This is a genomic window from Sporosarcina newyorkensis, from assembly GCF_900167515.1.
Classification (GTDB): domain Bacteria; phylum Bacillota; class Bacilli; order Bacillales_A; family Planococcaceae; genus Sporosarcina; species Sporosarcina newyorkensis.
In genome coordinates, this window is sequence record NZ_FUYJ01000002.1 from 352251 (window position 1) to 377546 (window position 25296).

Below are 25296 nucleotides of genomic sequence, written 5' to 3' on the forward strand. Positions count from 1 at the left end.
ATATGACAAAGAAGAAAATGGGTCTGCTTGTGATGGCGTATGGAACACCATACTCAGACGAAGACTTGGAACCCTACTACACGCATATCCGCAGAGGTCGTCCGCCGGCACCTGAGCAATTGGAAGATCTGCGCAATCGCTATGAAGCAATCGGAGGGATTTCACCGTTAGCTAGAATAACGGAAAATCAAGCGAACGCGTTATGCAACCGTTTGAATGAAGTGCAAGACGATATCGATTTTCAAGTATATGTCGGGCTGAAGCATATCGCTCCGTTCATTGAAGATGCAATACAAAAAATGCATAACGATGGAATAGAAGAAGCTGTATCTATCGTCTTGGCACCTCATTTCTCAACGTTCTCGGTAAAATCGTATAACGGTCGTGCGAAAGAAGAAGCGGACAAGCATGGAATTCGTATGACATCTGTGGAAAGCTGGTACAAACAGCCGAAGTTCATTGACTACTGGGCCAACCAATTGCGTCAGACATATGATGCGATGGACGAGTCTGAACGCAAGCATGCATGTTTGATCGTCTCGGCACATTCATTGCCTGAAAAGATCTTGGCAAATGGCGATCCGTATGCAGATCAGTTGAAAGAAACAGCTAAACTGATTACAGAAGCAGCCGGAGTGAAAACATATGCACTTGGATGGCAGAGTGAAGGACAAACCGACGAGCCGTGGCTTGGACCTGACGTACAGGATTTAACACGTGAGCTGCATGAAACAAAAGGTTACAAGTCCTTTGTTTATACGCCGGTCGGTTTTGTTTCCGATCACCTAGAAGTGTTGTACGACAATGATTACGAATGCAAAGTCGTTTGCGATGAAATCGGAGCGGCGTATCATAGACCTGCGATGCCAAACACAGATCCGTTATTTGTGGATGCGATGGCGGATGCAGTATTAGAAAAGTTAAAGTAAGGTATGGAATCCAGCAAGATCGGAGGGACGAAGGACATGAATGGGCGGAAAAAAGTAGTCATTATCGGCGGGGGCATCACAGGGCTTTCTGCGGCTTATTATATGCAAAAAGAAGTTAATGAACAGGGGTATCCTTTAGATATCACCTTAATTGAGGCTTCACCGGAGCTAGGTGGCAAAATCCAGACAGTGCGCCGAGACGGCTATGTGATAGAACGCGGTCCCGACTCCTTCCTGATCCGTAAAAAGAGCGTAGATCAATTGGCAAGTGATCTCGGAATAGCCGATCAACTCGTCCGAAATGCGACTGGACAAGCCTATATATTACTGCAGGATCAAATGCATCCTATTCCGGCAGGTGCTGTGATGGGGATTCCGACAGAGGTCAAACCATTCATTACATCGGGATTATTCAGTTTAAGCGGAAAACTGCGAGCAGCAGGTGATTTTGTGTTGCCACGCTCCGAAGTATCTGGTGATCAGTCGCTGGGGAAATTCTTCCGTCGACGCTTTGGTACCGAGGTAGTGGAAAATTTGATCGAGCCATTATTGTCAGGTGTCTATGCAGGCGACATTGATCAGATGAGCTTAGAATCTACTTTTCCACAGTTTTATGAAGTGGAGAGAAAGCATCGGAGCTTAATTTTAGGCATGAAAAAAACAACGCCGAAACAGTTGCCGCAGAAAAACAGCCATAGCTCCAAAAAAATGGGTGCTTTCCACACCTTTAGGCAAGGGCTGGAATCTGTAGTAGAGGCGCTGGAAGAACAGCTCGATCCAGTAGTTGTCATGAAAGGGACTCGGGTAATCAAGGTAGATAAGCAAGACGACCGAGTGATTTTGACATTGAGCGATCAGCAACAAATCGAAGCAGATGCAGTGATCATGGCAACGAGTCATTCCGTAGCAAGCCAGTTGTTTGAACCGCATGGTCTGCTGAAGGAACTCGGAACAATCTCAACCACCTCCGTCGCGACCGTTGCACTTGGTTTCCCAAAAAGTGCAATGAAACGCGAAATTGACGGAACGGGTTTCTTAGTGCCACGCAGCAGCAATTACTCAATTACCGCCTGCACACTCGTCGACCGCAAATGGCCAACGACCACACCGGACGATAAAGTGATGGTCAGAGCCTTCGTCGGAAGAATCGGAGAAGAAGCGATCGTCGATTTGCCTGACAGTGAGATAGAGAAAATCGTCCTCAAAGACTTAGGTGAAATCCTAGACTTAGAAGGTCAACCCGAATTTTGCATCATCACACGCTGGAAAGAAGACCGACCGCAATACCGAGTCGGACACAAAGAAAAAATCCTAAGAGCGAGACAAGAACTCCACGAACAATTCCCTATGATTCAACTCGCAGGCGCCTCCTACAACGGAGTCGGCCTGCCCGATTGCATCGACCAGGGAGTAGCCGCAATGGAGAACATCTTGACCGAGCTCTTTAAATAACCAAAACAGCCAGAACGCTATGCTCTGGCTGTTTTTTTATGTGAATTTTTTGATTGATAAATATTATCTGTTAAGAACAGTTCACTTTTAATTTTAGATTTGAAGTTTTAGGTTTTAGATTTTTATTTTTGGGGTGGGAGAAGTTCAAGTTGATTGGAGCGGAAATCAACGGTGTGCAAAGCCTGTATCTATTTCAGACAACAAAAAAAGCGAATATCGAGATATTCGCCGAATGAAAGTTTTATATTATTTAATGTTGCAGTGGTCACATTGATTAGAGTAGCACTCATGCTGCTCTTCGATTTCGTTTCCGCATGTCGCACAAACCTTCGCCGGCAAGTTCTTGAAAAACTCTACGATACTTTCAACCATATCTGATCAATTCCTTTCCCTTGTTGTATAACTCCTTGATATATTCATAGTGTATTATAACAGGTAGCAAAAGTCAACACTCTGCAAATTTATCTGTTAAAATAGGTTCAGACCTTTGGTGACGCGCTTTCCACAGGTTTTGGACAAGTTAAATTGAAAGAATTCACAGAAAATAAATGTGACAAAATTGTGAGGAGAGATAGGAAATGCAATTTATTGACAATAAAGGGGTAACAGATCCACGAATTAACTTGGCAATTGAAGAATATGTCTTAAAGACGATGGACGTCGACAAAGATTCGTATTTACTGTTCTATATCAATGAACCATCGATCATTATCGGTAAGAATCAAAATACCATTGAAGAGATCAACACAGAATTTGTGGATCGTGAAGGCATTCATGTCGTCCGCCGACTATCTGGCGGCGGAGCTGTCTATCATGATCAAGGAAACTTGAACTTCAGTTTCATTACGAAAGATGATGGAGATTCATTCCGGAACTTCAAGAAGTTCACTGAGCCCGTAACGGATGCGCTCGCGAAGATGGGCATCAAAGCAGAACTGCTTGGTCGTAACGATATTCTGATCGATGGACGGAAAATTTCAGGAAATGCACAGTTTGCGACAGGTGGCCGGATGTTCAGTCACGGGACATTGCTGTTTGACACGGATATGGAAGGTGTCGTCAACTCGCTGAAAGTGAAAAAAGACAAAATCGAGTCGAAAGGCATTAAGTCGATCCGCAGTCGTGTTGCCAATATTTCCGAGTTTCTTGAAGAGCCAATTTCGATTGAGCAATTCAGGCAGGAAATATTGAATTCGATTTTTGATGGAGAAGAAAATATTCAATATAAGGAACTGACAGAAGAAGACTGGTCAAATATTCGCAAGCTATCTGCTGAGCGTTACGGAAATTGGGATTGGAACTATGGTCGTTCTCCAAAGTTCAATGTGCAGCAATCGAAACGTTTCCCGGTCGGGGGCATTGATGTACGCTTGTATGTTGTAAAAGGATGTATCGAAGATATCCACATTTATGGAGACTTTTTCGGGGTTGGTGAAGTGGCGGAGATTGAGCAGCAGTTGACTGGCGTAAAATATGAACGTAAAGCGATTACGGAGGCGCTGGCGTCGATGGATGTGGAGAAGATTTTAGGCGGTATTCAATTGGAAGAGTTTGTTGGACTGATTTATTGAATGAAGAGGAAGCGCGTGTCTTGCGAGGCACTGCGCTTTTTTTCGTTAAGGATATGGTTTGGTTCGGTGCAAAAGGAGTTTGGCGCGTTAGTCTGCTGCTTTGGTTCGGTCAGGGTGGAGAATGGTTCGGTTCGTTGTTGGAATGGTTCGGTGTGATGAGAATTACGTTCGGTTCTGCATCTTTTTTGCGCGGTTCGTTTGTTGATTAGTGAAGAAGCAAGTAGACGGGCTGAGATTTTATGTGGATGAACAAATGCGCTATACTAAATGAAGTAGGAAAGTGAGGGATTGTGGTGAAGCATCGAATTTTCATTGTGGAAGATGATCAGAAGATTGCGCAGTTGCTGGCGGGTACACTTGAGAAGTACCAGTATGAAGTGGCAATTATTGAAGATTTTGATCGGGTGGTGGAAGAGTGCGTGGCATATAATCCGCATTTGGTACTGCTCGATATTAACTTACCAATTTATGACGGCTATTATTGGTGTCGTCAATTGAGACAGCATACGATGTGCCCGATTATTTTCATTTCGGCACGTTCAGGTGATATGGATCAAGTATTTGCATTGGAAAACGGCGGGGATGATTTTATTACGAAGCCGTTCCATTATGAAATTGTGTTGGCAAAAATTAAGAGTCATTTGCGTCGATCCGTCGGGGAGTATGCGCCGAATCAATCGGAGCGGGTTATCGATTTCGGCGATTTGACATTGTACATAGAACGGATGGCGTTACAAAAGGGAGGGGAAGAGATTCCGCTTCAGAAGAAAGAGTGTGTCATCTTGGAGCTGCTGATGGGTGAGTACCCCAAAGTGGTCTCAAGGGAGCGGTTGCTTGAGGAGTTATGGGATGATCAGTCATTCGTCGATGAGAATACGCTCAATGTCAATATGGCACGCGTTCGTAAAAAGTTGACGGATTACGATGTGAGTTCTTGGATTGAGACGGTGCGCGGTGCGGGCTATCGCTTTGTACCGGAGTCTGAGGCGTAATGAAAAAGGCTATTTTGCTGTTCGTTCGAGAACATATCCCATTCATGCTGTTTCAGTTGGGGCTCGTCCTGTTCATTTTGCTGCTGTATTGGCTGGATGGCTTCCGGAATCCAAACACGGCCATCTATTCGGTAGCGATGAGTGTACTGCTGACTTCAGGTTATTTGGGCGGAAAGTTCATTATGCGACGTTCATTTTATTCAGCTATTGTTGAAAAACCTGAAAAAATGGAGGACGCGCTCATCCGGCATGTATTGACCCCGGAACATCGAAAGACGACCGAATACACGCGTCAATTGTATCGTTTGTATCAACATGAGGTGCAGACGCTCTATAACGTCCAACATCGTCATCTGCATTTCATGAATCAGTGGGTGCATCAAATGAAAACGCCGATTTCTGTTATTAATTTATTGTTGCAGGAGGAGGAAGTGGACAAGAAGAGCATCGGTCAGGAAGTGGAAAGAATCCGGACCGGCCTGGAGATCGTCCTCGTCAATGCACGGCTTGAAACATTCGAAGATGATATGCAAATTGAACGATTGCCGTTAAAAAATGTACTGCAGGAAGTGTTGAATGAAAATAAGCGTTTGTTTATTACAAACGGTTTGTTTCCTGTCTTAAATGTAGATGAACAACTGACTGTTGCGACGGATCGCAAGTGGATCAAATTTATGCTCAATCAATTCATCACAAATGCAGTAAAATATACGTTTGAAAAAGGCAAGAAGATACATGTGACGGCTATGCAAAATGCGGAGGGCCTGCTGCTTGAAATCAAAGATGAGGGAATCGGCATACCGGCGTCCGATCTGCATCGTGTGACGAAGGCGTTTTTTACAGGCGAAAATGGCAGACTGTCTGGTGAATCGACGGGCATGGGCTTGTATATTGCATCAGAAGTGTGTCAGCGATTGGGCCATGAATTGACGATTTCATCGAAGCAAGGAGAAGGTACGACGATCGCCTTGTTATTCAAAGACGGAAAGGCGGGTGAACAGCCAGATGCACAATCACAAGATAAACAATCACCAAATAAACAACCAAATGAGGAAACCAATCGTTGAGATGAAAGATGTCACGAAGATTTATGAAGGAAAAGTGATGCACCGCGCATTGAAACAGTTGGATTTTGACGTAGAGGAAGGGGAATTCGTGGCAATCATGGGTCCTTCGGGGAGTGGTAAGACTACGCTGCTGAATTTATTGATGGCTACAGACATCCCAACATACGGCAAGATCGTCATTGGCGGAGTGGAGCCGGAAACTTTGGGTCAAAATGAAATTGCCTTATTCCGCAGACGGCAAATCGGCTTCGTCTTTCAAGAAATTAATTTACTGCAGATGTTGACGGTAGAGGAAAATTTGGTGCTACCGCTGACTCTTGATGGTTTACCTGTAAGGGAAATGAAAAGCAGAGTGCAAGATATGGCGCAGAAATTGAATTTGGAAGATATTTTAGAACGCCGACCTGATGAATTATCGGGTGGTCAGGCACAGCGCACGGCGATTGGACGCGCGTTGATTCATCAGCCGAACATTGTGCTGGCAGACGAGCCGACAGGGAATTTGGATTCGAAGTCTGCGAAAGATGTGCTGGAGCTGTTGGAGAATATTAACACGCATGAGCGAACAACGATCATCATGGTGACGCATGATCCGATCGCTGCGAGTTATTGCGATCGTGTGCTGTTCATTAAGGACGGCGAATTTTTCAATGAAATTTATAAAGATGAGCGCAGGCAGACTTTTTTCCAGCGCATCTTGAATGTGCTGTCATTACTTGGAGGCAATGTGCATGACTTTTCGTCAGTTCGCTTACCGTAACGTTCTCCGAAATCGTCGTGTCTATGCCGCATTTTTCATGGCTAGTGTGTTTTCAGTCATGGTGTTTTTCCTGTATTCAATGCTGCTGTTTCATCCGTCAATTGAGAATTCGTTTCTAAAAGAAATTTCATCTCTTGGTATGGGAATTGCGGAACTTATTCTATTTATCTTCACGTTATTTTTCCTGTTTTATTCGATGCGTGCATTTTTACAGGCGCGTTCGAAGGAATTTGGCGTGTTGTTGTTGCTTGGGATGGCGAAACGGCAATTGTACCGATTGATTTTCATTGAGACGATGTTACTCGGTTTTGCTTCGATCCTTACTGGGATTTTTATTGGCTTTATGTTCTCCAAATTCTTTTTCATGATCGTTAAAGCGATCGTGCAAATTCCCGTGCTGCCGCTTTATTTATCGTGGAAACCATTTGGGTTGACCATAGGCGCGTTCCTCAGTTTATTCGCGATTATTTCGTATATTGCACCAGTGTTCATCCAACAAGGGAATGTATCGGATTTATTGCATGGTGATACGGCAGTGCAGTCGGTTTATACGTACTCAAAAAGGCGCGGCGTTTTCGGCGTCATCTTGTTAGCGCTGGCGTATGGAATGGCGGCATTTGTCTCACGCTCGAGCATTCTCAGTCTATTTTTCTTACTGCCGCCGTTTATCACGTTCGGGACGTACTTCTTTTTCACTGATACGCTGCCGCTTATTTTGCATGCGCTTCGCAGTCAGAAGCATTTTTTCTGGCGTGATTTCTGGATGATTTCCATATCAGAAAGCATTGTTCGACTGAAAGAGAATGCGCGGATGTTTTTCATCGTGACGATCGTTTCGACGATTGCGTTCATGTCGGTCGGAATTCTCGCATCGCTGACGTCATTTGCTTCACAATATCGAGAAGTGAATCCGCTTGGCTTAGTCTATAAAAGCTTTCCGGATAATGAATTTGAATATCGACATATTGCGCAGCTGACGAGTGAATTGGAGCAGCAAGGGCTGGGTTACTCGGCTGTGCGTTTACGCATTCTCGAACAGCAATCTTCTCATACGCGAAACAAAGTGAATATCGTCAAATTGGCGGATTTGAACGAACTTGCTGCTTCATTCGGCAAAGATTCTATCAGGTTATCGCAAGGGCACGCCTTATTCCTGCCTTCCAGTTCTTCCGCTGCGGAAATGTTGCAGAATAAATCGGTACGAACGAAACTGTCGGATAGTAATGTAACATTAGAGGTAGAAGGGGTCTATCCGTATAAGTTGTTCCCGCCGAATGCGATAGGGCTCAATACGATCGTGCTGAATCATTTGGATTTCGATCGGGTGGAAGAACAGATTTCCGCCGATTCATTGGCGTTTACGTATTATGCGTTCAATATAGAGGATTGGCAGAAGACGAAAGACATCGGGTTATCGATCAATGCGCAAGTGTTGGCCGGTCTCATGCTGGACGATCGACAGCCGGTTCGCTTTGAATTTGAGAACCCCGGACTGAATTATTCTCATATCCGCATGACGTTCTCGTTGTTGTTGTTTATCGGCTTGTTGCTGGCGGGCGTGTTTTTCCTGGCGTCGGGCAGTTTTATTTATTTCAGGCTCTACACGTCGCTCAATCATGATCGAAGGCAATATGCTGTGCTGCAACGGATCGGCATGACGGATCGGGAGTTTAAGAAAATCGTCAATCGTCAATTAATCCCGCAGTTCTTCTTCCCATGGGGCGTGTCATTCATCCACAGCGCGTTCGCGTTCCTGTCGCTGCAGGTGATTTGGGATGCGCTGGCTGAAATTTCAATCGTCAAAGAACTGACACTCGTGTTGCTCGGCTTTGCGGTCATGCAAGTCTTCTATTTCTACTTGATCCGCTGGCGTTATATTTCACATATTAAGGCACCTACTTCTTGAAGTGGGTGTTTTTTTAGAGTCAAAATTTAAAATACAGCCAGTAAGCGGTCCAGGATTTCCGCTCCAGACGGTACGCTTTCCGGGGGGCGTGGCCTTGAGCCTCCTCGTTCGCTGCGCTTCCTGCGGGGTCTCAAGGCGCACGCTAATCCCCCAGGAGTCGACCGTCTTCCACTCCAATCCATAGCCAGCATATAGAAACACATTGCAAGTTCATTGTAATTTTTTTAAAGTCTAAGAAGCGTTCCCATAGTCAGAGTACATAACTGACATCTTTCATTGACTTAGTTTAAGGGCTTTAAGTGATTTCAAGAACAATAAGCCAGCGGATAATACTGCTTATCATAAGCTTTTGAGCTTTGATCACTTTTATAAGAAAACACCACTTTGTCACTTATAATTTACAATGGAGGAGCCATTATACTTCCCATCAAAAACTAGGGATTGGAGCGAAAGACGGGCGACTCCTGTGGGATTTAGCGCGAATGATGAGACCCTGGACTGAGCGAAGCGAGGGAAGCGGCTCATCCGCGCCCCACGGAAAGCCTCCCGTCTGTAGCGGAAATCCCGGACCATAATCCCATGTTCACTTTCTGTTTTAAATTACGAAATAAAACCTGTAGCAGGTGACAAAATCTATAAAACTTTCAGTAAACGGTTGCGGATTAATTATTCTATCGATATAATGAATGAAATACTGAATGGTTACTCATTCATTTATTAGGGAGATGAAAGTATGAATTTAGTTTCAAGCGTTCACCAGACAGCCCAGACAAAACCCGACAAAGTTGCTTATCGTTTTATGGAAAAAGACACTACATATGCAGAATTTGATCTATCCGTATCGATGTTTGCCTCTGCATTGAAAGAGTTAGGAGTCAATGAAGGAGATAAAGTTGCGTTTTTATTAGGCAATACACCGCATTATTTAATCTCCCTCTATGCCACGATGCGTCTCGGTGCAACAGCCGTGCCGATCAATCCACTCTATACGCCGGACGAAATTTCATTCATTTTGGAAAATAGTGATGCGAAAGCTGTCATTGCGATCGACCAGTTGCTGCCGCTTGTAGAAGTCGCGAGCCATTCATTCCCGACGATTGAAAACTATATTATTTGTGAATTGAGCCCCGACACGCCTGAAAAAATGGCGGGACTTGCGGACTCTGTGAAAACAAAAGTACATGCGTTCATGGCATTGATGAAACAATCGCAACCGCTCTCAGAAATGGTGAAGGTTGATGAGGATGAAAGCGCTATCATACTCTATACATCCGGTACAACAGGACATCCGAAAGGTGCGATGCTGACACATAAGAATATTTATTCCAACGCGCGTGATGTCGGGAACTATTTGGACTTCTCTGAAGATGATCGAATTGTTGCGACGTTGCCGTTATTCCATGTGTTTGCTTTGACGGTTGTGGCGAACGCACCATTGCTTAAAGGAGCAACCATTTTGCTGGAGCCGCGCTTTAGTCCAAGCGAAATCTTTTCATTGATCCGCAAACAGAAAGCGACCGTTTTTGCAGGTGTGCCAACGATGTATAACTTCCTTTATCAGTATCCTGACGGTAAAACAGAAGACTTTGAAACGGTCCGACTTGCTATTTCGGGAGGCTCTTCATTGCCAGTTTCCCTGCTGCATGATTTTGAAGAGAAATTCCAGGTCAGAGTCTCTGAAGGCTACGGATTATCGGAGGCTTCACCTGTCACATGTTTCAATCCACTAGATAGGGAGCGGGTACCCGGTTCGATTGGTACGACGATCATGAATGTGGAAAACAAGGTTGTCAACGAGCTGGGTGAAGAAGTGGCAGACAATGAAGTGGGCGAATTGATCGTCCGCGGACCGAATGTCATGAAAGGCTATTATAAGTTACCGGAAGAAACGGCTGCAGTCTTGCGAGACGGCTGGCTCTATACGGGCGACCTTGCACGGCGAGATGAAAACGGTTACTTTTATATCGTAGACCGCAAGAAAGATATGATTATCGTCGGCGGGTTCAACGTATATCCGCGTGAAGTAGAAGAAGTGTTGTTCAGCCACCGCGATATTATCGAAGCCGCTGTAATCGGCGTGCCGGACGTCAATTTCGGTGAGGAAGTTCAGGCATATGTGGTTCTGAAGGAAGGCTCGAAGGCGACAGAACAAACAATCCTTGATTTCTGTGCGAAGCGCCTGGCGAAGTATAAAGTACCGAAGTATATCGAGTTCCTTGATGAGTTGCCGAAAAATACGACGGGGAAAATTCTTCGACGTTCATTGAAAGATCAAGTGAAAAACTGAATTGTTCAAGACGAAAGGACCTTCCTGTTCATTGGGAAGGTTTTTTCGTTGTGGAGATCGGTTTCTATAGGATGAATGGTTGCCAAAGTTTGCGTAAACTTGTTATGGTTTAATGAAACAACTATAAAATAGGAGGGATTGGATGGAAAAACGGCCAGTAGGAATCAATGATTTATTCGAAACGAAGTCAGTGACGAATCCTGTACTGTCACCAAACGATGAGGAAGCAGTCGTCGTCGTGACAGAAATGAATAAAGAGGATAATGAATATTATTCAGCGATTCATCATATCGATTTGCGGACGCAAAACGTGACACAATGGACGTTCGGCAAGCAGAAAGTGAGTGTGCCGAAATGGTCTGCTGACGGTAAGATGCTTGCGTTTTTGTCAAATCGTACGGAGAAAAACCAGCTGTATGTCCTGCAGACTGCCGGCGGTGAAGCGAGACAACTGACAGAGTGCAAAAATGGCGTGGGTTCATTTGAATGGGCACCTTCCGGACAAAAGATTTGGTTTAGCGGCAGTCTGAAAACGGGCGAGACATTTGTTTCGAAAGAGGAAGCGAAAAAAGAGTTTCCGCAGCCAGTACGCGTTACGAAGATGAAATATAAAGCGGACGGAGCAGGCATTTTACCGCAAGACGAGTTTGCGCAGATCGGTTGCGTGGATTTAGCGACGTGCAGCGTGACAAATTTCACTTCAGAGCCGTGTGATCATTCATTAGAAGCGGTGTCGCATGACGGCGAGCAGTTGGTCGTTGGCGTGAATAGAAAGGAAAACGATGATCAAGACTTCAGCTCGCCATTGATTCTCATTGATACGGCAACGAAGGAAGAGACTGTGCTCGTTGATGAACAAGGTTATTTCGGCGATGTCTATTTTTCAAAAGACGACCGCTATATCGCTTATGTAGGAGCGGACTTGACGTTTAAAAACGCCACGCAAGCGGAAGTATTCGTCTATGACCAAGCGAATGGGTTGACCATGAACTTGACCACGGGAATCGACGCGCCAGTCGGTGATGACAGTATTTCGGATCACTTACAGCAAGCCGTCGCGCCGGGAGTGGTCTGGACAGAAGACGAACAGCTCTACTTCCAGCTGTCGGTCATGGGCGACGTGCGCTTGTATGCGGCGACATTGGACGGTGCGATTTATCCCGCGACAGGTGAAGATGAGCACGTCCATGGATATGACGTTGCGTCGAATGGAGAATTCGCGCTTCTAACGGTCAGTACAGCAACCCATCCAGGAGAGCTATACCTCCAGACGATCGCCACAGGTGAACGGACTGCGCTCACTACATTCAATGAAAATTGGTTGAAAAAAGTGCAACCTGTTGCGCCGCAAGCTGTTCAGTATATGAGTGGCGCCACGGAAGTGCATGGATGGCTGCTAAAACCGGCAGACTATGAAGAAGGCAAACAGTATCCACTGATCGTCGAAATCCATGGCGGACCGCATGCGATGTACGGTAATACGTATTTTCATGAGCTTCAGGTTCTTGCTGCTAATGGCTACGGTGTGTTGTATGTCAATCCTCGAGGTAGCCATGGCTATAGTCAGGTGTTTGTCGACGGAGTGCGAGGAGACTATGGCGTAGGTGATTACGAGGATATCATGGCAGGTCTCGACGAAGTCTTAGCGCAAGAATCTTGGATTGATTCGGATCGGCTGGGTGTTACGGGTGGAAGCTATGGCGGGTTCATGACGAACTGGATTGTTGGTCATACGAATCGCTTCAAAGCAGCCGTAACACAACGCTCGATCAGCAACTGGATCAGCTTTTTCGGTGTCTCGGATATCGGTTATTATTTCAGTGACTGGCAGTTGAATGCGGATATGCGAGATGCGGATACATTATGGAAGCACTCGCCGTTGAAATACGCCAAGCAGATTGACACGCCGTTATTGATTTTGCATTCGGAAAATGATTTCCGTTGTCCGATCGAGCAAGCGGAGCAATTGTTCATCACGTTGAAGGATTTAGGGAAAGTGGCGGAATTCGTTCGTTTCCCGCAGTCGGATCATAATTTATCGAGAACCGGCAAGCCGAATTTACGCGTTGCGAGGCTAAAAGAAATTATTGGCTGGTTCGAACGCTATCTATGAGGTAAGATTAGATAGTAAAAAACCTGTCGAAATTACACTATACATCGCGAAAAGTGTATACGTATAATTGGGATGAATATGTAAATACAGGAAAAATATTTGAGAAGAGGTTCTGCATGATGGTAGAGGAATTGTTGTACAGAATAGAGAAGGATTTCATCGGAGAAAAGAAAGTGCCACAAGATGCTTATTATGGCATTCAGACACTGAGAGCAGCAGAGAATTTCCCAATCACTGGCTACCGGGTCAACCGCGATTTGATTCGTGCGATCGCGATCGTCAAGAAGTCTGCTGCACAAGCGAACCGCGACATCGGCCAATTGGATGAAGAGCTTGCAAAAGCAATTATTCAAGCGTCGGACGAAGTCATGAACGGCGCATTGCGCGATCAGTTTTTGGTCGATCCGATCCAAGGCGGCGCGGGTACATCCGTCAATATGAATGCCAATGAAGTCATAGCCAACCGAGCGCTTGAAATCCTTGGTCATGATAAAGGTTCATATGATGTAATCAGCCCGAACTCCCATGTCAATATGGCGCAATCGACAAATGATGCGTTCCCGACAGCGATCCATATTGCGACACTTGTCAAAGTCGATAAATTGCTCGAGGTCATGGAGGCGCTTCATAAAACATTCCTGAAAAAATCGATCGAGTTCCAATCCGTTCTGAAAATGGGACGCACGCACTTGCAAGATGCTGTACCGATTCGTCTTGGTCAAGAATTCGAAGCATACGCGATGGTGCTGCGCCGTGATATCGAACGCGTCCGTGTCTCTCGTGTCTATTTGTATGAAATCAATATGGGTGCAACAGCTGTCGGAACAGGTTTGAACGCCGATCCACTCTATATCGAAAAAGTAGCAAACTATCTATCAGAAAACAGCGGCTTCGAATTAAAGTCCTCCACGCATTTAGTGGACGCAACTCAAAATACAGATTCATATGTACAAGTCTCCGCAGCGTTGCGCGGCACCATGTTGAATATGTCCAAAATCTGTAACGACTTGCGTTTGATGGCGTCAGGCCCACGCACAGGCTTGTCTGAAATTTCATTGCCTGCAAGACAGCCGGGCTCTTCGATCATGCCAGGAAAAGTGAACCCAGTCATGGCAGAAGTCATGAACCAAGTCGCGTTCCAAGTTGCCGGCAACGACATGACGATCGCGCTCGCTTCAGAAGCGGGACAATTCGAATTAAACGTTATGGAACCAGTTCTAGTGTTCAACTTATTGCAGTCACTGAAGATCATGACAAACGTCTTCGAAGTGTTCCGTGATTACTGCTTAGACGGCATCACAGCAAACGTCGAGCATTTGGAAGAATACGTGGAGAAGAGTATCGGCGTCATCACAGCGATCAATCCACACGTCGGCTATGAAGTAGCGTCACAGATTGCGAAAGAAGCGCTGCTGTCGAACAAGTCGATCCGTGAGCTCTGCATTGAGAAGAAAGTACTGACAGAAGAGGAACTAGACCTGATCCTGCACCCGTTTGAAATGACGAAGCCTGGGATTTCAGGGAAAGATTTACTTAAGAACAAGATTGTTTTGTCGAAGTAAGTAGTGAGTGGTGGTTTAGCTTTTACGGAAGAGTGAGTGTTCTTTGCAGGAGTATGGGTCGGGTATCCGGGGGTTTGCGCTTCAGGCGGGACGCTTTCCTGGGGGCGTGGCTTGAGCCTCCTCGTTCGCTTCGCTTCTGCGGGGTCTCAAGGCGCACGCTGATCCCCAAGGAGTCGCCCGCCTTACGCTCCAATCCCTACAAGGCGAGCTGAAGCACTTAGTAAATACTTTGAAATTATAAGGTGTTTGCTGTACCAGTGGAAGGTTCTTCAGCTTTAGAGCTAGAGAGATTAACGCTTAATAAATAAGCGTTAGTGTAGTGAATGCAATTGTTTTTTATCGAATTTAGTTGATTGTAGTGGAGGGCGGCGACTCCTGTGGGATTAGCGTGACAGGTGAGACCCTGGACTGAGCGAAGCGAAGGAAGCGGCTCACCGCACGCCCCACGGAAAGCGTCCGCCCGCAACGGAAATCAACGGTGCCTAGGACAAAATGTAACCCATATCCACTCAACGCAAGCAGAACACTAACTCCCTGTGCAGGTTGAAAAGGGGTATCAGAAAATGAAAGTGCAGAACGTTATGGAGATTGTCGTCAAAGATGTCATTGAGAAATACAAAAAAGAGCTCAACATGTCATGCACATGCGATCACTGCATGAACGACGTGTTGGCGATGACGTTGAATAATCTATCGCCTCAATACATCGTCGACGAAGCAAACAGCGCCTACATACGAGCCATTCATCAAGCCGATCGCCAAGGCGCCACCGCCATCTTGACAAAAGTGGCCTGGGCCGCAGGAGTTGTGGCAGAGAACCCACGCTGTGAAAACGTAAAAAACCCTTCCAACGAATAAAAGTTGGAAGGGTTTTTGCATTCACTTCAGAAGCGATAGAACATCCTGCAAATTACTATTCACAGTCTTGATCAGCAACTGATCGCCCTTTTGCCGAATATCCTGCTGGACGAAATTCATCATTTCCCCCGCCATATCGGTATCCGCCAGCAACGAAAGCGATTTGGTCAGATTGCCTTCGAACACGAGAGCATTTGTCAAATGGTGCTCGATCGATTCCATCTCAGAGCCGACTTTCGTTAAATGACCGCCGACAACGCCGATTGCTTTATCAATCTTCGAAATCAATTCCTCCGCGTCTTTCTGTGTCGCGATGGAAGCACCGTCAAGACCGAGTTTGTCCGTGCTGACGTTAATATTACCAATCGTCAATTGCTGTCCTGGATTCGCACCAACCTGTAAAATCAGCGCCTTATCTTCTCCAAGGATCTTCTTCGTATTGAACTCCAGTTTACCTGCAGTGTCATTAATGGACTCCATGATCTGGTCCAGTTCCAATGAGCTTGCTTCTCGATCCTGGTCGGTCAATGTGCCGTTTGCCGCAGCAACTGCCATTTCACGCGCTCGCTGAAGCAAGTTGTTGACGTTATTCAGTCCTTCATTGGAAGATTCGAGAACGGAAAGTCCGTCTTGCATATTGCGCTGCGCCTGGGAGAGTCCCCGGATTTGAGCACGCATCGTTTCGGAAATGGCCAGGCCGGAAGCATTTTGACTTCCTTTTGCCACTTTCGAACCGCTGCCGAGCTTTAACAGCGTCTTTTCAATATCCGTCGCATTCCTTTGCGCACGATTCGTTGAAAACGCAATATGTTCTTGGCTGTGTATTCGCATCCTTTCACCTACTTTGACTATTCATTTGTGCATCAGATTTTATATCGGCCGATTTCATTCAAAATCAAACGAAACAGACGATAATAAAAGAAAAACATTTGGAGTGAGCGGCATGTACATAAAACGTGCGATCGAAGTCTATCAAACGACAGCGAGCACGACGACCCCGACGATTGACTCCATAATTCAACTGCTGAATGAAATGAGCAGTTTGCTTTCAGAAACACAAGCCACTACGGAGCGAGTAGCGAATCCCAATGTTTCGGAACCGCTAAAGAAGCTGCAATACGTATTGTTCGAGCTAATGGGCGTGGTGGATCACCGAAGTGAAGAGGGCAAGCGGCTAGTGTTGCAGTATGTTGTGATCAATCAAAGTCTTTTGACTGTGCAATTACATAAACACTACGAATTGCTGCCGGAGATCCGGGAACAGATCGATCAGCTGGCGGAAGCGTGGAGTGAAGCGCGCCGAAACCAGCGGCGTGAGCGATTTACGACGAATGGTTTGTGAATGAAGAAAGGCCATCTTAAAAGTCAGTGAAAAAGACTTTCTAAGATGGCTTTTTTCGTTTATTAAACTTTTTTTGAATAGCTGGCAACTGACTGTAGTCGCCGCCGCACCAATCTGCCTGCGCACCGAACCAAACAAGGTCCCCACCGAACCAATCTATCCGTATACCGAACCAAACAGAAGCGCCACCGCGCCAAACTATCGGTGCACCGAACCAATCCCCGCTACCACCGCACCAAACTCTCATCGAACCGCGCCAAATCAAGCAAATGCAGTGCCGAAAATAACCAGCTAGTTATTTTTGATCATCAGCGTCCTTTAAACACTGGTTTCCGCTTCTCAGCAAACGCTGTCAACGCCTCCACCCGATCTTCCGTCGGCAACGTCATTTCATACGCCTTCCGCTCGATCGCAAGCCCGGTCTGCAAATCTGCATTCATCCCTTGCTTAATAGCGAACTTCGCCTGCTGAATTGCAATCGGTCCATTTGCGAGCAATGAAGCCACGAAACCTTCAGTTGTCTCCTCCAACTGATCGGCAGCCGCTTTTTGCGTCAGTATTCCATAGTGCAGTGCTTCATCCGCAGTCAATCGCTTCGCTGTCAAAATCAACTCGAGCGCCTTCGCTTCACCTATCAACCTAGGCAATCGCTGAGTACCGCCAGCGCCCGGGATGATCGCCAGCCCAGTTTCTGTCAGTCCCATGACCGCTTCATCCGCCGCAATCCGGAAGTCGCACGCCAAAGCAAGCTCCATCCCACCGCCAAACGCAAAGCCATTGATGACCGCAATCGTCGGCTGAGGCAGCTGGTCAATCATCGTAAAGACATCACCAATTTTATTCAGATTCCGTCGCACTTGAGCTTCCGTCAACAGTTTCCGCTCCTTCAAATCAGCCCCCACACTAAACGCCCGATCCCCGCTGCCTGTGAAGACGACCGCACGAATGTCCGGATCAATCCGAATCGCCTCCACCACTTGCCCGAGTTCCATCAGAAGATTAAAGTTGAACGCATTCATCGCCTCTGGTCGATTCAGCGTTACATAAGCCACCGAGTTCCGTTGCTCATACCGAATTTCCTGCATCATGAAAACCCCTTTCAGTTTGGATAGTCTACTTACAAGATAGCATGAGTGGGAGGTTGTTGTCAGAATATTGGAGAAAAATGAAGTGGGAAATTGTGAGTGGTCCGGGGATTTGCACTCTGGGTGGACGCGTTCCGCGGGGCGCGCGGTGAGCCTCCTCGTTCGCTGCGCTCCTGCGGGGTCTCACCTGTCGCGCTAATCCCGCAGGAGTCGCCACCCGCCGCTCCAATCCCTACCTCGAGAAGGTAAGAATAAAGTGTAGTTCATCGTAATTTTTAAGTGACAATGTATTGTTCTCCTATAATAGTTCAAAAGCTAAATGGCATGGAGCATTACCTGTGGTCTTGTTGATGCTAAATTCACTTAACGCTCTTAAACTAGTCAATGAATGATGCCAGTTTTGTACTCTGACTATGTGAGCACTTCTTAGACCTGAAAAATTACAATGAGCTCGCTATGTGTCTATCCACGCAAATTAAGGATTGGAGCGGAAGACGGGGCGACTCCAGGAGGATCAGCGTGAGCCTTGAGACCCTGGACTGAGCGAAGCGAAGGAAGCGGCTCAAGCCACGCCCTCCGGAAAGCGCCCCGTCTGGAGCGTAAATCCCGGACCGCCCACAAAGTTAATCTCTTATATAGGCTTCAACTTCACAGATGCCATCTTAAACAATTTCAGGTAGAATAGGGGACAGGAGTTGATCATGTTGAAAACAGCGATTGTGACAGATAGTACGGCGTATTTGCCGGATGACATAAAAGAAGAACTTGGAATACACACCATCCCCTTAATGGTGACGATCGATGGGAAATCGTTTGCGGAAGACGTCGACCTGACGACAGAAGCATTCTATGAACTGGTACGCGGAAAAGGTCCGCTTCCAAAAACATCCCAACCTGCAATCGGAGACTTTGAAACGCTCTACACACAACTGGCGAAAGACTATGACGCCATCATTTCAATTCATCTATCCAGTGGCATCAGCGGCACATATATGGGAGCGATGCAAGCAGGTGAAATTGTAGAAGATATTGAAGTCTTGCCGTTTGATTCGGAAATATCCGCGTATCCCCAAGGTTTTTACGCGGTGCGGGCAGCCCAACTGGCGAATGAAGGTGTCGAACCACGTGCGATTTTGGAAGAACTTCATGAAATGAAGAAAACGCTAAAAGCGTATTTCATGGTGGACGACCTATCCCATCTGCAGCGTGGCGGCCGATTATCCGGCGCGCAAGCGATTGTCGGCGGACTTCTACAAGTCAAGCCTCTACTGCATTTCGAAGATAAAGTCATCGTGCCGTTCGAGAAAATCCGTACGACGAAAAAAGCGATGAAACGAATTGCGGATTTATTGGCGGAAGATGCGAAAGATCAGTTGCTCGACGCAGCGATCATTCACGCAAACCGCTATGAACAAGCAGTGGAATGGAAAGAAATTTTAGAGAAAAAACATCCGAACGTCGATTTCACGATCAGCCATTTTGGTCCGGTCATCGGCACCCATCTCGGAGAAGGGGCCATGGGACTCGGCTGGGTGAAGCGGCGCGGAACATAAAGGAGGATTCCTTCTATAGCCAATTACGATGAGCTACAAAAGTTCCTGGCAGGCCGCATTTGGTTGCGCCACGTCATGCCATTTCCACCCGAAACGATTGCCGAATTAATTGAACGAGGAGCAATTCAAACTCTGGCAGGCGTTACAGCCAAAATGACTTGGCACGGTACACACTTTACGTGCCGCCGTTGCCTCAATGAAGATCAATCAAAGTTTACGAGTTTCCAATGTGCGCAATGTGAAACGACGTGTGCTTACTGCCGCAACTGCTTAAAAATGGGACGCGTCTCGCGTTGTTCGGAATTGCTCATTTGGACTGGACAAGCTTCGATTTATCCGACAGAGCATCGAATGGACTGGCAGGGAAACTTGACGCCAGCCCAGCAGAAGGCAACAAACGAGTTGCTGGACAGTACGCAACAAAGTATCTCCCATCTACTTTATGCAGTCTGTGGTTCTGGTAAGACGGAAATGCTTTTTAAACCTATTCACCACTTGCTGAATGAAGGCAAACGCGTTTGTCTCGCGGCTCCAAGAGTAGACGTCATTCTAGAATTGCTGCCGCGTCTGAAAACTGCATTCCCTGACACCGTCATTGAAGCACTTTATGGCGGGGCAGATGTAGAGCGCTTTGATGCACAGTTAATTCTTGCGACTACACATCAGCTGTACCGATTCCAAGAAGCGTTTGACGCGGTCTTCGTTGACGAAGCAGATGCATTTCCTTATACTGCCGACGAAACACTGCAACAAGCAGTGCGAAAAGCAGCAAAGGCAAACGCACCGATTCATTTCGTCACTGCCACACCTTCAGCACAATTGCTAGCCATGAATAAAAAAAACGGCAATATTTCCATCCTCGCGAGGCGCTATCATGGCAAACCATTGCCTGAGCCGCGCAATGAAACATTATGGAATTATGAAAAACAGATAAAGAAGAAACGCATCCCCCAAAAACTGCTGAATTGGACGAAAGAACGCCTGGATAAACAACAGCCGTTTCTCATCTTCTTTCATCAAATTGAATTGATGGAACTTGCGGAGCCACTTTTTCAGCAACTCGAAGACAGGATCTGTGCTGTCCACGCGGAGCATGCGGATCGAAAAGAACGCGTACAATTATTAAGGAAAAAAGAAGTACCCGGCCTTTTGACCACAACCATACTTGAACGCGGCATTACGATTCCGAACGTGCAAGTGGCGGTCGTCGGCGCGGAACAGACGATTTTCAATAAAGGTGCACTCATCCAAATCGGCGGCCGGGTCGGGCGTTCCGTTCCGAATACATCCGGCGATTTTGTGCTGTTTCATCAAGGCATCACGAACGCAATGGACGAAGCAAAGCAGGAAATCCGCAAGCTTAACAAACAAGGAGATCCCTTGCTATGAACAGTTGCCTATTATGCGAAAAGCCGCTCGACGACCAGCCGACGTGGCAACAATTTCTAGGTATCGAAAAGCAAACCTCAACCTGTCCAGTGTGCTTAGCGAAATTCGAACGGATCGACAGTATCACAAAAACCGATCAGTTGGACTCTATTTATTCGCTCTATGCATACAATGAGCAAGCGCGCGAATACCTGCACCAATTCAAATTTCTGCAAGATATCGCACTGGCGTATGTATTTGCGAGTGACCTGCGAAGCGTGTTGATTGATCCGAAAAAAATTATTGTGCCGATTCCGATGCACCCGGCGAGTAAAAAGAGGCGAACTTTCGCGCAAGTCGATGCGTTGCTCGAAGCTGCTGGCATTCCATTTCAAGAACTTTTGCAAAAAACGACTGAGTCGGTGATGGGCGAAAAAACACGGAGTGAACGTCTGGCGATAATTGAACTATTCACCGCGTCAGCCGATATAATAAGTAATGAGAAGATCTATGTGCTCGTTGATGATATTTATACGACCGGTACCACTTTGCAGCACGCTGCGCATACGTTAAAGCAAGCGGGGGCTGAACGAGTGGAAGCGGTGACATTATTCAGAGCTACAGGAAAGAAGTGATGAGACATGGCAGAACTGAGGAATTGTCCGACATGCGGAGATTTTTTCAATTACACGGGTGTCCGGGATGTGTGTGCGAAGTGTGCAATGAATGAAGAGAAAATGTATGAAACGGTCTATCGGTTCTTACGCAAACGCGAAAACCGTGCGGCAAACATCGACCGGATCGTCGAAGCTACAGGCGTGACCGAGAGCTTACTGCATCGCTGGGTGCGTAAAGGAAGACTTCAGCCCGCATTGTTTCCGAATTTAGGCTATCCATGCGACAAATGCGGCTCGTTGACGACGACCGGTAAACTTTGCGTAAAGTGCACTGACGAGATCAAACGTGAATTGAATACGATCGAAGCAGCAGAAGAACTGCGTGAAGCGATGAAAGAACAAGACCGAGCGACGTATTACTCGCAAAAAGACAGGAAGTGACGAAAAAACGAGCAGTTCGTACTGTTCGTTTTTTCATCCCAAAGCCTCTAAACGTTTAAGGAATTCTGCCGAAGTAAAGAGTAGGACCTATCTGAAGGCTTAAAACGAAAGGAGCGAGAACTATGAAAATTGAAAGATTCAACACCCCAGCGGTCAATCCATACCGCAATCAGCAAATGAAAGTCGATCAAGCAAAACAGTCGAATCAACTGAAGACCGACAAACTGGAGATTTCATCGGAAGCAAAAAAGTTATCTACGGCAACACCTATTGAAACGGAACGTCAGCAACGCGTGCAACAGTTGAAAGCACAAGTGCAATCCGGCGACTATCAAGTGGATGCAAAAGAACTCGCTTCCAGCATGCTGTCTTATTACAATAAGCTGTAACAGAAAGTAGGTAACCACATGTCCATTGAACCGATCTTAACGACGCTCAATCACCTGGAAAAACTGCATACGAGCCTGCTCCGTCTGTCCAACGACAAGACCGCACTGCTGAAAAGCGGAGACATCAATGGGATTGACCAGCTGTTGAAGGAGGAGCAAGCCCATTTGGCGGCAATTGTACAAATGGACCAGCAACGCGTGAACGCCGTGAAGCAGTATTTGACTGAACAAGGAAGTCCAGTCCCTGCCGAACCGACGATGACGTATTTGATTGAACGAGCGAACGAACCGGACAAACAACCATTAGCAGAGGCGAAGGACCGTCTCCTGCATGCGATTCATGAGTTGAAACAGCAAAACGAACTCAACCAACAAATGACCTACCAATCCCTTCAATTTGTGAATCTATCGCTGGACATGGTCCGTCCGCGTCCGGAAACCGCCAACTATTCAAAAAACGAAGTACAAGGGCAGTCGCCAGGAGCCAAACCAAAACTCTCCTCATTCGACTCCCAAGCCTAAGGAGGACAACACAACATGCGCTCAACATTCATGGGATTAGAAACAAGCAAACGCGGATTGTACACACAGCAATCCGCTCTTTATACGACAGGACATAATATTAGTAATGCCAACACGCTGGGTTATTCGAGACAGCGTGTGAACATGCAGGCTACTTCCGGTTTTCCGGGAGTGGGGATGAATGCAGGGACGATGCCTGGGTTTTTAGGGACAGGTGTGGAGGCTGGGTCTATCCAAAGAATCAGAGATGGGTTTGTAGATAAGCAGTTTCGGGATGAGTCGAATAAACTCGGTTATTGGGAATCACAGACAAAGGCGATCGCGCAGATGGAGGATGTGCTGGCGGAGCCTTCTAAATATGGCTTGCAACAGTCATTAAGTGACTTTTGGCAATCATTGCAGACGCTTGCAGCGAATCCGGAGAATGGTGGAGCTAGGGCAGTAGTAGTGGAGCGTGGGGTGGCAGTTGCTGATTCTTTTAACTATATTCATAAATCGTTGGAAGAAATTCAAACAAACCTTGGGAAAGAGATTGGTGTATCTACGAAAGACATCAATTCCATTCTCACACAAATCGGTGAATTGAACCGTCAAATTGCAGAAGTTGAACCAAACGGATATTTGCCGAATGATTTATATGATGCCCGTGATGGATTACTTGATCAGCTATCAACATATTTGCCGATTGAAGTCAGTTATGAGAAGACTGGCGGACGTGCACCTGCGATAGCTGAGGGAACAGTGACTGTAAAGATCAAGACAGATGGTGACCCGATTACGGTAGTACAGAAAAAAGATGTCGCAAAGATATCTGTAGACGATGCCGACACAGAAGGAAACCCTACTGGTGCGATAACCGGTTTCACATTTACGGGGAATGGTCTAGCTACAGGTGGAGATCTAGATGTAAATGAAATGCAAGACGCAGGCTCTCTGAAATCATTGGTGAATTCATTTGGATACGTAGACGGCGATGTGAAAGGCTTATATCCAGATATGCTTGCAAAGTTAGATAAAATGGCAGATGCCTTTATGAAAGAATTTAATGCAGTACACAGTGGTGGTGAGCCGCTTCCTACACCTGACGGTCAACCTGCAAAACCTAAGGTGAATAATTTCTTTGAAGGAACAGGAGCAGCTGGAATTAAAGTAGTCGAAGCAATCCAAAAAGATCCTAGCAGAGTCAATGCTTCAGGTGCAGCGGGTGAAGTAGGGAATGCAGAGAATGCAAAGAAATTAGGGGATGTATTGTTTAAACCCTTAGGTGATTTGGGTGGCTCTAGCGTACAAACCTATTATTCAGGTGTAATCGGTGAACTCGGCGTAGAGGGACAACAAGCAGTCAAAATGACCCAAAACTCCATGACACTACTAGGCGCAGTATCTAACCGACGTGACTCGGTCAGCTCCGTCTCACTCGACGAAGAAATGACCGACATGATCCGTTTCCAACAGGCATACAATGCATCGGCCCGCATGGTCACCGTCATGGATGAAACACTTGATAAAATCATCAACGGCATGGGCGTTGTCGGTAGATAATAAGGAGGAATCATAGCAATGCGTGTTACACAATCAATGCTTTCCAATAATATGCTGCGTAACTTATCAACCAGCTATAATAAAATGGGCAAACTGCAAGAACAATTGAACACTGGTAAAAAAGTTAGCCGTCCATCCGATGATCCGGTTGTTGTTATGAAAAGTCTTGGTTATGGAATGACGGTAGACAAGGTGGCGCAGTATCAGAAGAACTTAGGAGAGGTCAATAACTGGCTGGATAGTTCGGATGATGCGTTGGATGGAGTAGGACAAGTATTACATCGCGCAAAAGAGCTAGCGACGAATGCTGCAAATACTGGAGCTATGACGCCAGAAGACCGAGATAAGATTAAAATTGAACTTGAACAAATGCAAAAACAGCTACAAGACTTGGCCAATACAAAAGTTGGAGACAAATACATTTTTAGCGGTACGATGACAGATAAACCATTATTCAATGGCACGGATTATGAAACTGGAGATGCGTATCAAAAAAATGTGGAGATTGAAGTTTTTGATGGTGTTAATTTAAGAGTCAATACAGTTGCAGGTGAAATGTTTAAAGAGATTGATGATTTGTTTGAACAGATTAAAACAGAAGGTGAAAACTTTGATTTCGGCGGAGCACTTACTTCAATTGAAGGGCAATTGGATAAAGTCCTAACAAACCGAGCTGACATCGGTGCCCGCTCTAATCGTGCTGAACTCATGGACAACCGTCTTCAAATGCAAGAAGGTGCAGCAAAAAAACAACGCTCTGAAAATGAAGACATCGATTATGAAGTAGTCATCACAGAACTCATTACATCCGAATCAATCCATCGCGCGGCACTATCCGTAGGCGCGCGGATCATCCAACCGTCACTAGTTGACTTCTTACGCTAATATCAGGAGACAGACACAGCAAAGAAGTGTCTGTCTCTTTTCTCTACATACGAATG

The 25296-nt window shown here is 46.2% G+C and carries 25 protein-coding genes; 21 read left to right on the top strand and 4 right to left on the bottom strand.

The annotated features are described in order from the left end of the window. The first annotated feature begins 2 nt into the window (after positions 1 to 2). On the top strand, positions 3 to 929 hold the full coding sequence (hemH, locus tag B5D59_RS05930) for a ferrochelatase (protein WP_078817237.1): 927 nt from the start codon (positions 3 to 5) through the stop codon (positions 927 to 929). Positions 930 to 965: 36 nt separating this feature from the next. Next, positions 966 to 2381: a protoporphyrinogen oxidase gene (gene hemY, locus B5D59_RS05935; protein ID WP_245799467.1), complete on the top strand. Its 1416-nt coding sequence runs from the start codon at positions 966 to 968 to the stop codon at positions 2379 to 2381. A gap of 246 nt (positions 2382 to 2627) precedes the next feature. Here hemY and yhfH read toward each other — a convergent pair whose 3' ends face one another. Further along, positions 2628 to 2753, bottom strand: a complete 126-nt coding sequence (gene yhfH / locus B5D59_RS05940; RefSeq protein WP_009765871.1) for a protein YhfH — start codon at positions 2751 to 2753, stop codon at positions 2628 to 2630. A 206-nt stretch (positions 2754 to 2959) separates the two neighbouring features. Between yhfH and lplA the strand changes: the two genes are divergently transcribed. From lplA to B5D59_RS05990, 10 genes are all read left to right on the top strand, one after another. After that, complete coding sequence (lplA, locus tag B5D59_RS05945) at positions 2960 to 3952, top strand: lipoate--protein ligase (protein WP_078817239.1); 993 nt, start codon at positions 2960 to 2962, stop codon at positions 3950 to 3952. Further along, a complete protein-coding gene (locus B5D59_RS05950; RefSeq protein ID WP_078817240.1) occupies positions 3949 to 4161 on the top strand; it encodes a hypothetical protein in 213 nt (70 codons plus the stop codon). Before lplA ends, B5D59_RS05950 begins: the two co-directional genes overlap by 4 nt. 81 nt (positions 4162 to 4242) lie before the next feature. Beyond that, on the top strand, positions 4243 to 4944 hold the full coding sequence (locus tag B5D59_RS05955) for a response regulator transcription factor (RefSeq protein ID WP_009765868.1): 702 nt from the start codon (positions 4243 to 4245) through the stop codon (positions 4942 to 4944). Then, positions 4944 to 6011, top strand: coding sequence for a sensor histidine kinase (locus B5D59_RS05960; protein WP_078817241.1), 1068 nt, complete (start codon positions 4944 to 4946; stop codon positions 6009 to 6011). Before B5D59_RS05955 ends, B5D59_RS05960 begins: the two co-directional genes overlap by 1 nt. Before the next feature lies 1 nt (position 6012). Beyond that, positions 6013 to 6771: an ATP-binding cassette domain-containing protein gene (locus tag B5D59_RS05965; RefSeq protein WP_143759334.1), complete on the top strand. Its 759-nt coding sequence runs from the start codon at positions 6013 to 6015 to the stop codon at positions 6769 to 6771. Further along, the gene (locus B5D59_RS05970; protein ID WP_078817242.1) at positions 6743 to 8677 is read left to right on the top strand and encodes an FtsX-like permease family protein; all 1935 of its coding nucleotides are present in this window, start codon (positions 6743 to 6745) and stop codon (positions 8675 to 8677) included. Before B5D59_RS05965 ends, B5D59_RS05970 begins: the two co-directional genes overlap by 29 nt. Before the next feature lie 733 nt (positions 8678 to 9410). Further along, the gene (locus B5D59_RS05975; protein WP_009765864.1) at positions 9411 to 10964 is read left to right on the top strand and encodes a fatty acid--CoA ligase family protein; all 1554 of its coding nucleotides are present in this window, start codon (positions 9411 to 9413) and stop codon (positions 10962 to 10964) included. Between the two features lie 142 nt (positions 10965 to 11106). Continuing rightward, positions 11107 to 13077, top strand: coding sequence for a S9 family peptidase (locus B5D59_RS05980; RefSeq protein ID WP_078817243.1), 1971 nt, complete (start codon positions 11107 to 11109; stop codon positions 13075 to 13077). A 116-nt stretch (positions 13078 to 13193) separates the two neighbouring features. After that, on the top strand, positions 13194 to 14639 hold the full coding sequence (aspA, locus tag B5D59_RS05985; RefSeq protein WP_139365954.1) for an aspartate ammonia-lyase: 1446 nt from the start codon (positions 13194 to 13196) through the stop codon (positions 14637 to 14639). 563 nt (positions 14640 to 15202) lie between these two features. Next, positions 15203 to 15496, top strand: coding sequence for a late competence development ComFB family protein (locus B5D59_RS05990; protein WP_078817245.1), 294 nt, complete (start codon positions 15203 to 15205; stop codon positions 15494 to 15496). A 21-nt stretch (positions 15497 to 15517) separates the two neighbouring features. Here B5D59_RS05990 and B5D59_RS05995 read toward each other — a convergent pair whose 3' ends face one another. Beyond that, the gene (locus tag B5D59_RS05995) at positions 15518 to 16327 is read right to left on the bottom strand and encodes a flagellin (RefSeq protein ID WP_078817246.1); all 810 of its coding nucleotides are present in this window, start codon (positions 16325 to 16327) and stop codon (positions 15518 to 15520) included. 112 nt (positions 16328 to 16439) lie between these two features. On the opposite strand from B5D59_RS05995, the gene B5D59_RS06000 reads away from it, so the two are divergent. Continuing rightward, on the top strand, positions 16440 to 16838 hold the full coding sequence (locus B5D59_RS06000; RefSeq protein WP_078817247.1) for a flagellar protein FliS: 399 nt from the start codon (positions 16440 to 16442) through the stop codon (positions 16836 to 16838). 40 nt (positions 16839 to 16878) lie between these two features. Here B5D59_RS06000 and B5D59_RS06005 read toward each other — a convergent pair whose 3' ends face one another. Beyond that, positions 16879 to 17085: a hypothetical protein gene (locus tag B5D59_RS06005; RefSeq protein ID WP_078817248.1), complete on the bottom strand. Its 207-nt coding sequence runs from the start codon at positions 17083 to 17085 to the stop codon at positions 16879 to 16881. 61 nt (positions 17086 to 17146) lie between these two features. Next, positions 17147 to 17923 carry an enoyl-CoA hydratase-related protein gene (locus B5D59_RS06010; RefSeq protein ID WP_078817249.1) on the bottom strand — a complete coding sequence of 259 codons (777 nt, stop codon included), beginning with the start codon at positions 17921 to 17923 and terminating at the stop codon, positions 17147 to 17149. Positions 17924 to 18627: 704 nt separating this feature from the next. On the opposite strand from B5D59_RS06010, the gene B5D59_RS06015 reads away from it, so the two are divergent. The 8 genes from B5D59_RS06015 (at position 18628) to flgL (ending at position 25240) form a co-directional block, all read left to right on the top strand. Continuing rightward, positions 18628 to 19476, top strand: a complete 849-nt coding sequence (locus tag B5D59_RS06015; RefSeq protein WP_078817371.1) for a DegV family protein — start codon at positions 18628 to 18630, stop codon at positions 19474 to 19476. A 75-nt stretch (positions 19477 to 19551) separates the two neighbouring features. Continuing rightward, on the top strand, positions 19552 to 20865 hold the full coding sequence (locus B5D59_RS06020; RefSeq protein ID WP_078817250.1) for an ATP-dependent helicase ComFA: 1314 nt from the start codon (positions 19552 to 19554) through the stop codon (positions 20863 to 20865). Next, positions 20862 to 21479, top strand: coding sequence for a ComF family protein (locus B5D59_RS06025; RefSeq protein ID WP_078817251.1), 618 nt, complete (start codon positions 20862 to 20864; stop codon positions 21477 to 21479). Before B5D59_RS06020 ends, B5D59_RS06025 begins: the two co-directional genes overlap by 4 nt. A gap of 6 nt (positions 21480 to 21485) precedes the next feature. Further along, complete coding sequence (locus B5D59_RS06030) at positions 21486 to 21902, top strand: TIGR03826 family flagellar region protein (protein ID WP_078817252.1); 417 nt, start codon at positions 21486 to 21488, stop codon at positions 21900 to 21902. A gap of 122 nt (positions 21903 to 22024) precedes the next feature. After that, positions 22025 to 22291 carry a flagellar biosynthesis anti-sigma factor FlgM gene (gene flgM / locus B5D59_RS06035; protein ID WP_040758361.1) on the top strand — a complete coding sequence of 89 codons (267 nt, stop codon included), beginning with the start codon at positions 22025 to 22027 and terminating at the stop codon, positions 22289 to 22291. 18 nt (positions 22292 to 22309) lie between these two features. Then, positions 22310 to 22813, top strand: a complete 504-nt coding sequence (locus tag B5D59_RS06040) for a flagellar protein FlgN (RefSeq protein WP_078817253.1) — start codon at positions 22310 to 22312, stop codon at positions 22811 to 22813. A gap of 15 nt (positions 22814 to 22828) precedes the next feature. After that, entirely contained in the window at positions 22829 to 24355 is a 1527-nt protein-coding gene (gene flgK, locus B5D59_RS06045; protein WP_078817254.1) for a flagellar hook-associated protein FlgK, read from the top strand. An 18-nt stretch (positions 24356 to 24373) separates the two neighbouring features. Further along, positions 24374 to 25240, top strand: a complete 867-nt coding sequence (flgL, locus tag B5D59_RS06050) for a flagellar hook-associated protein FlgL (protein ID WP_078817255.1) — start codon at positions 24374 to 24376, stop codon at positions 25238 to 25240. Positions 25241 to 25296 lie beyond the last annotated feature (56 nt).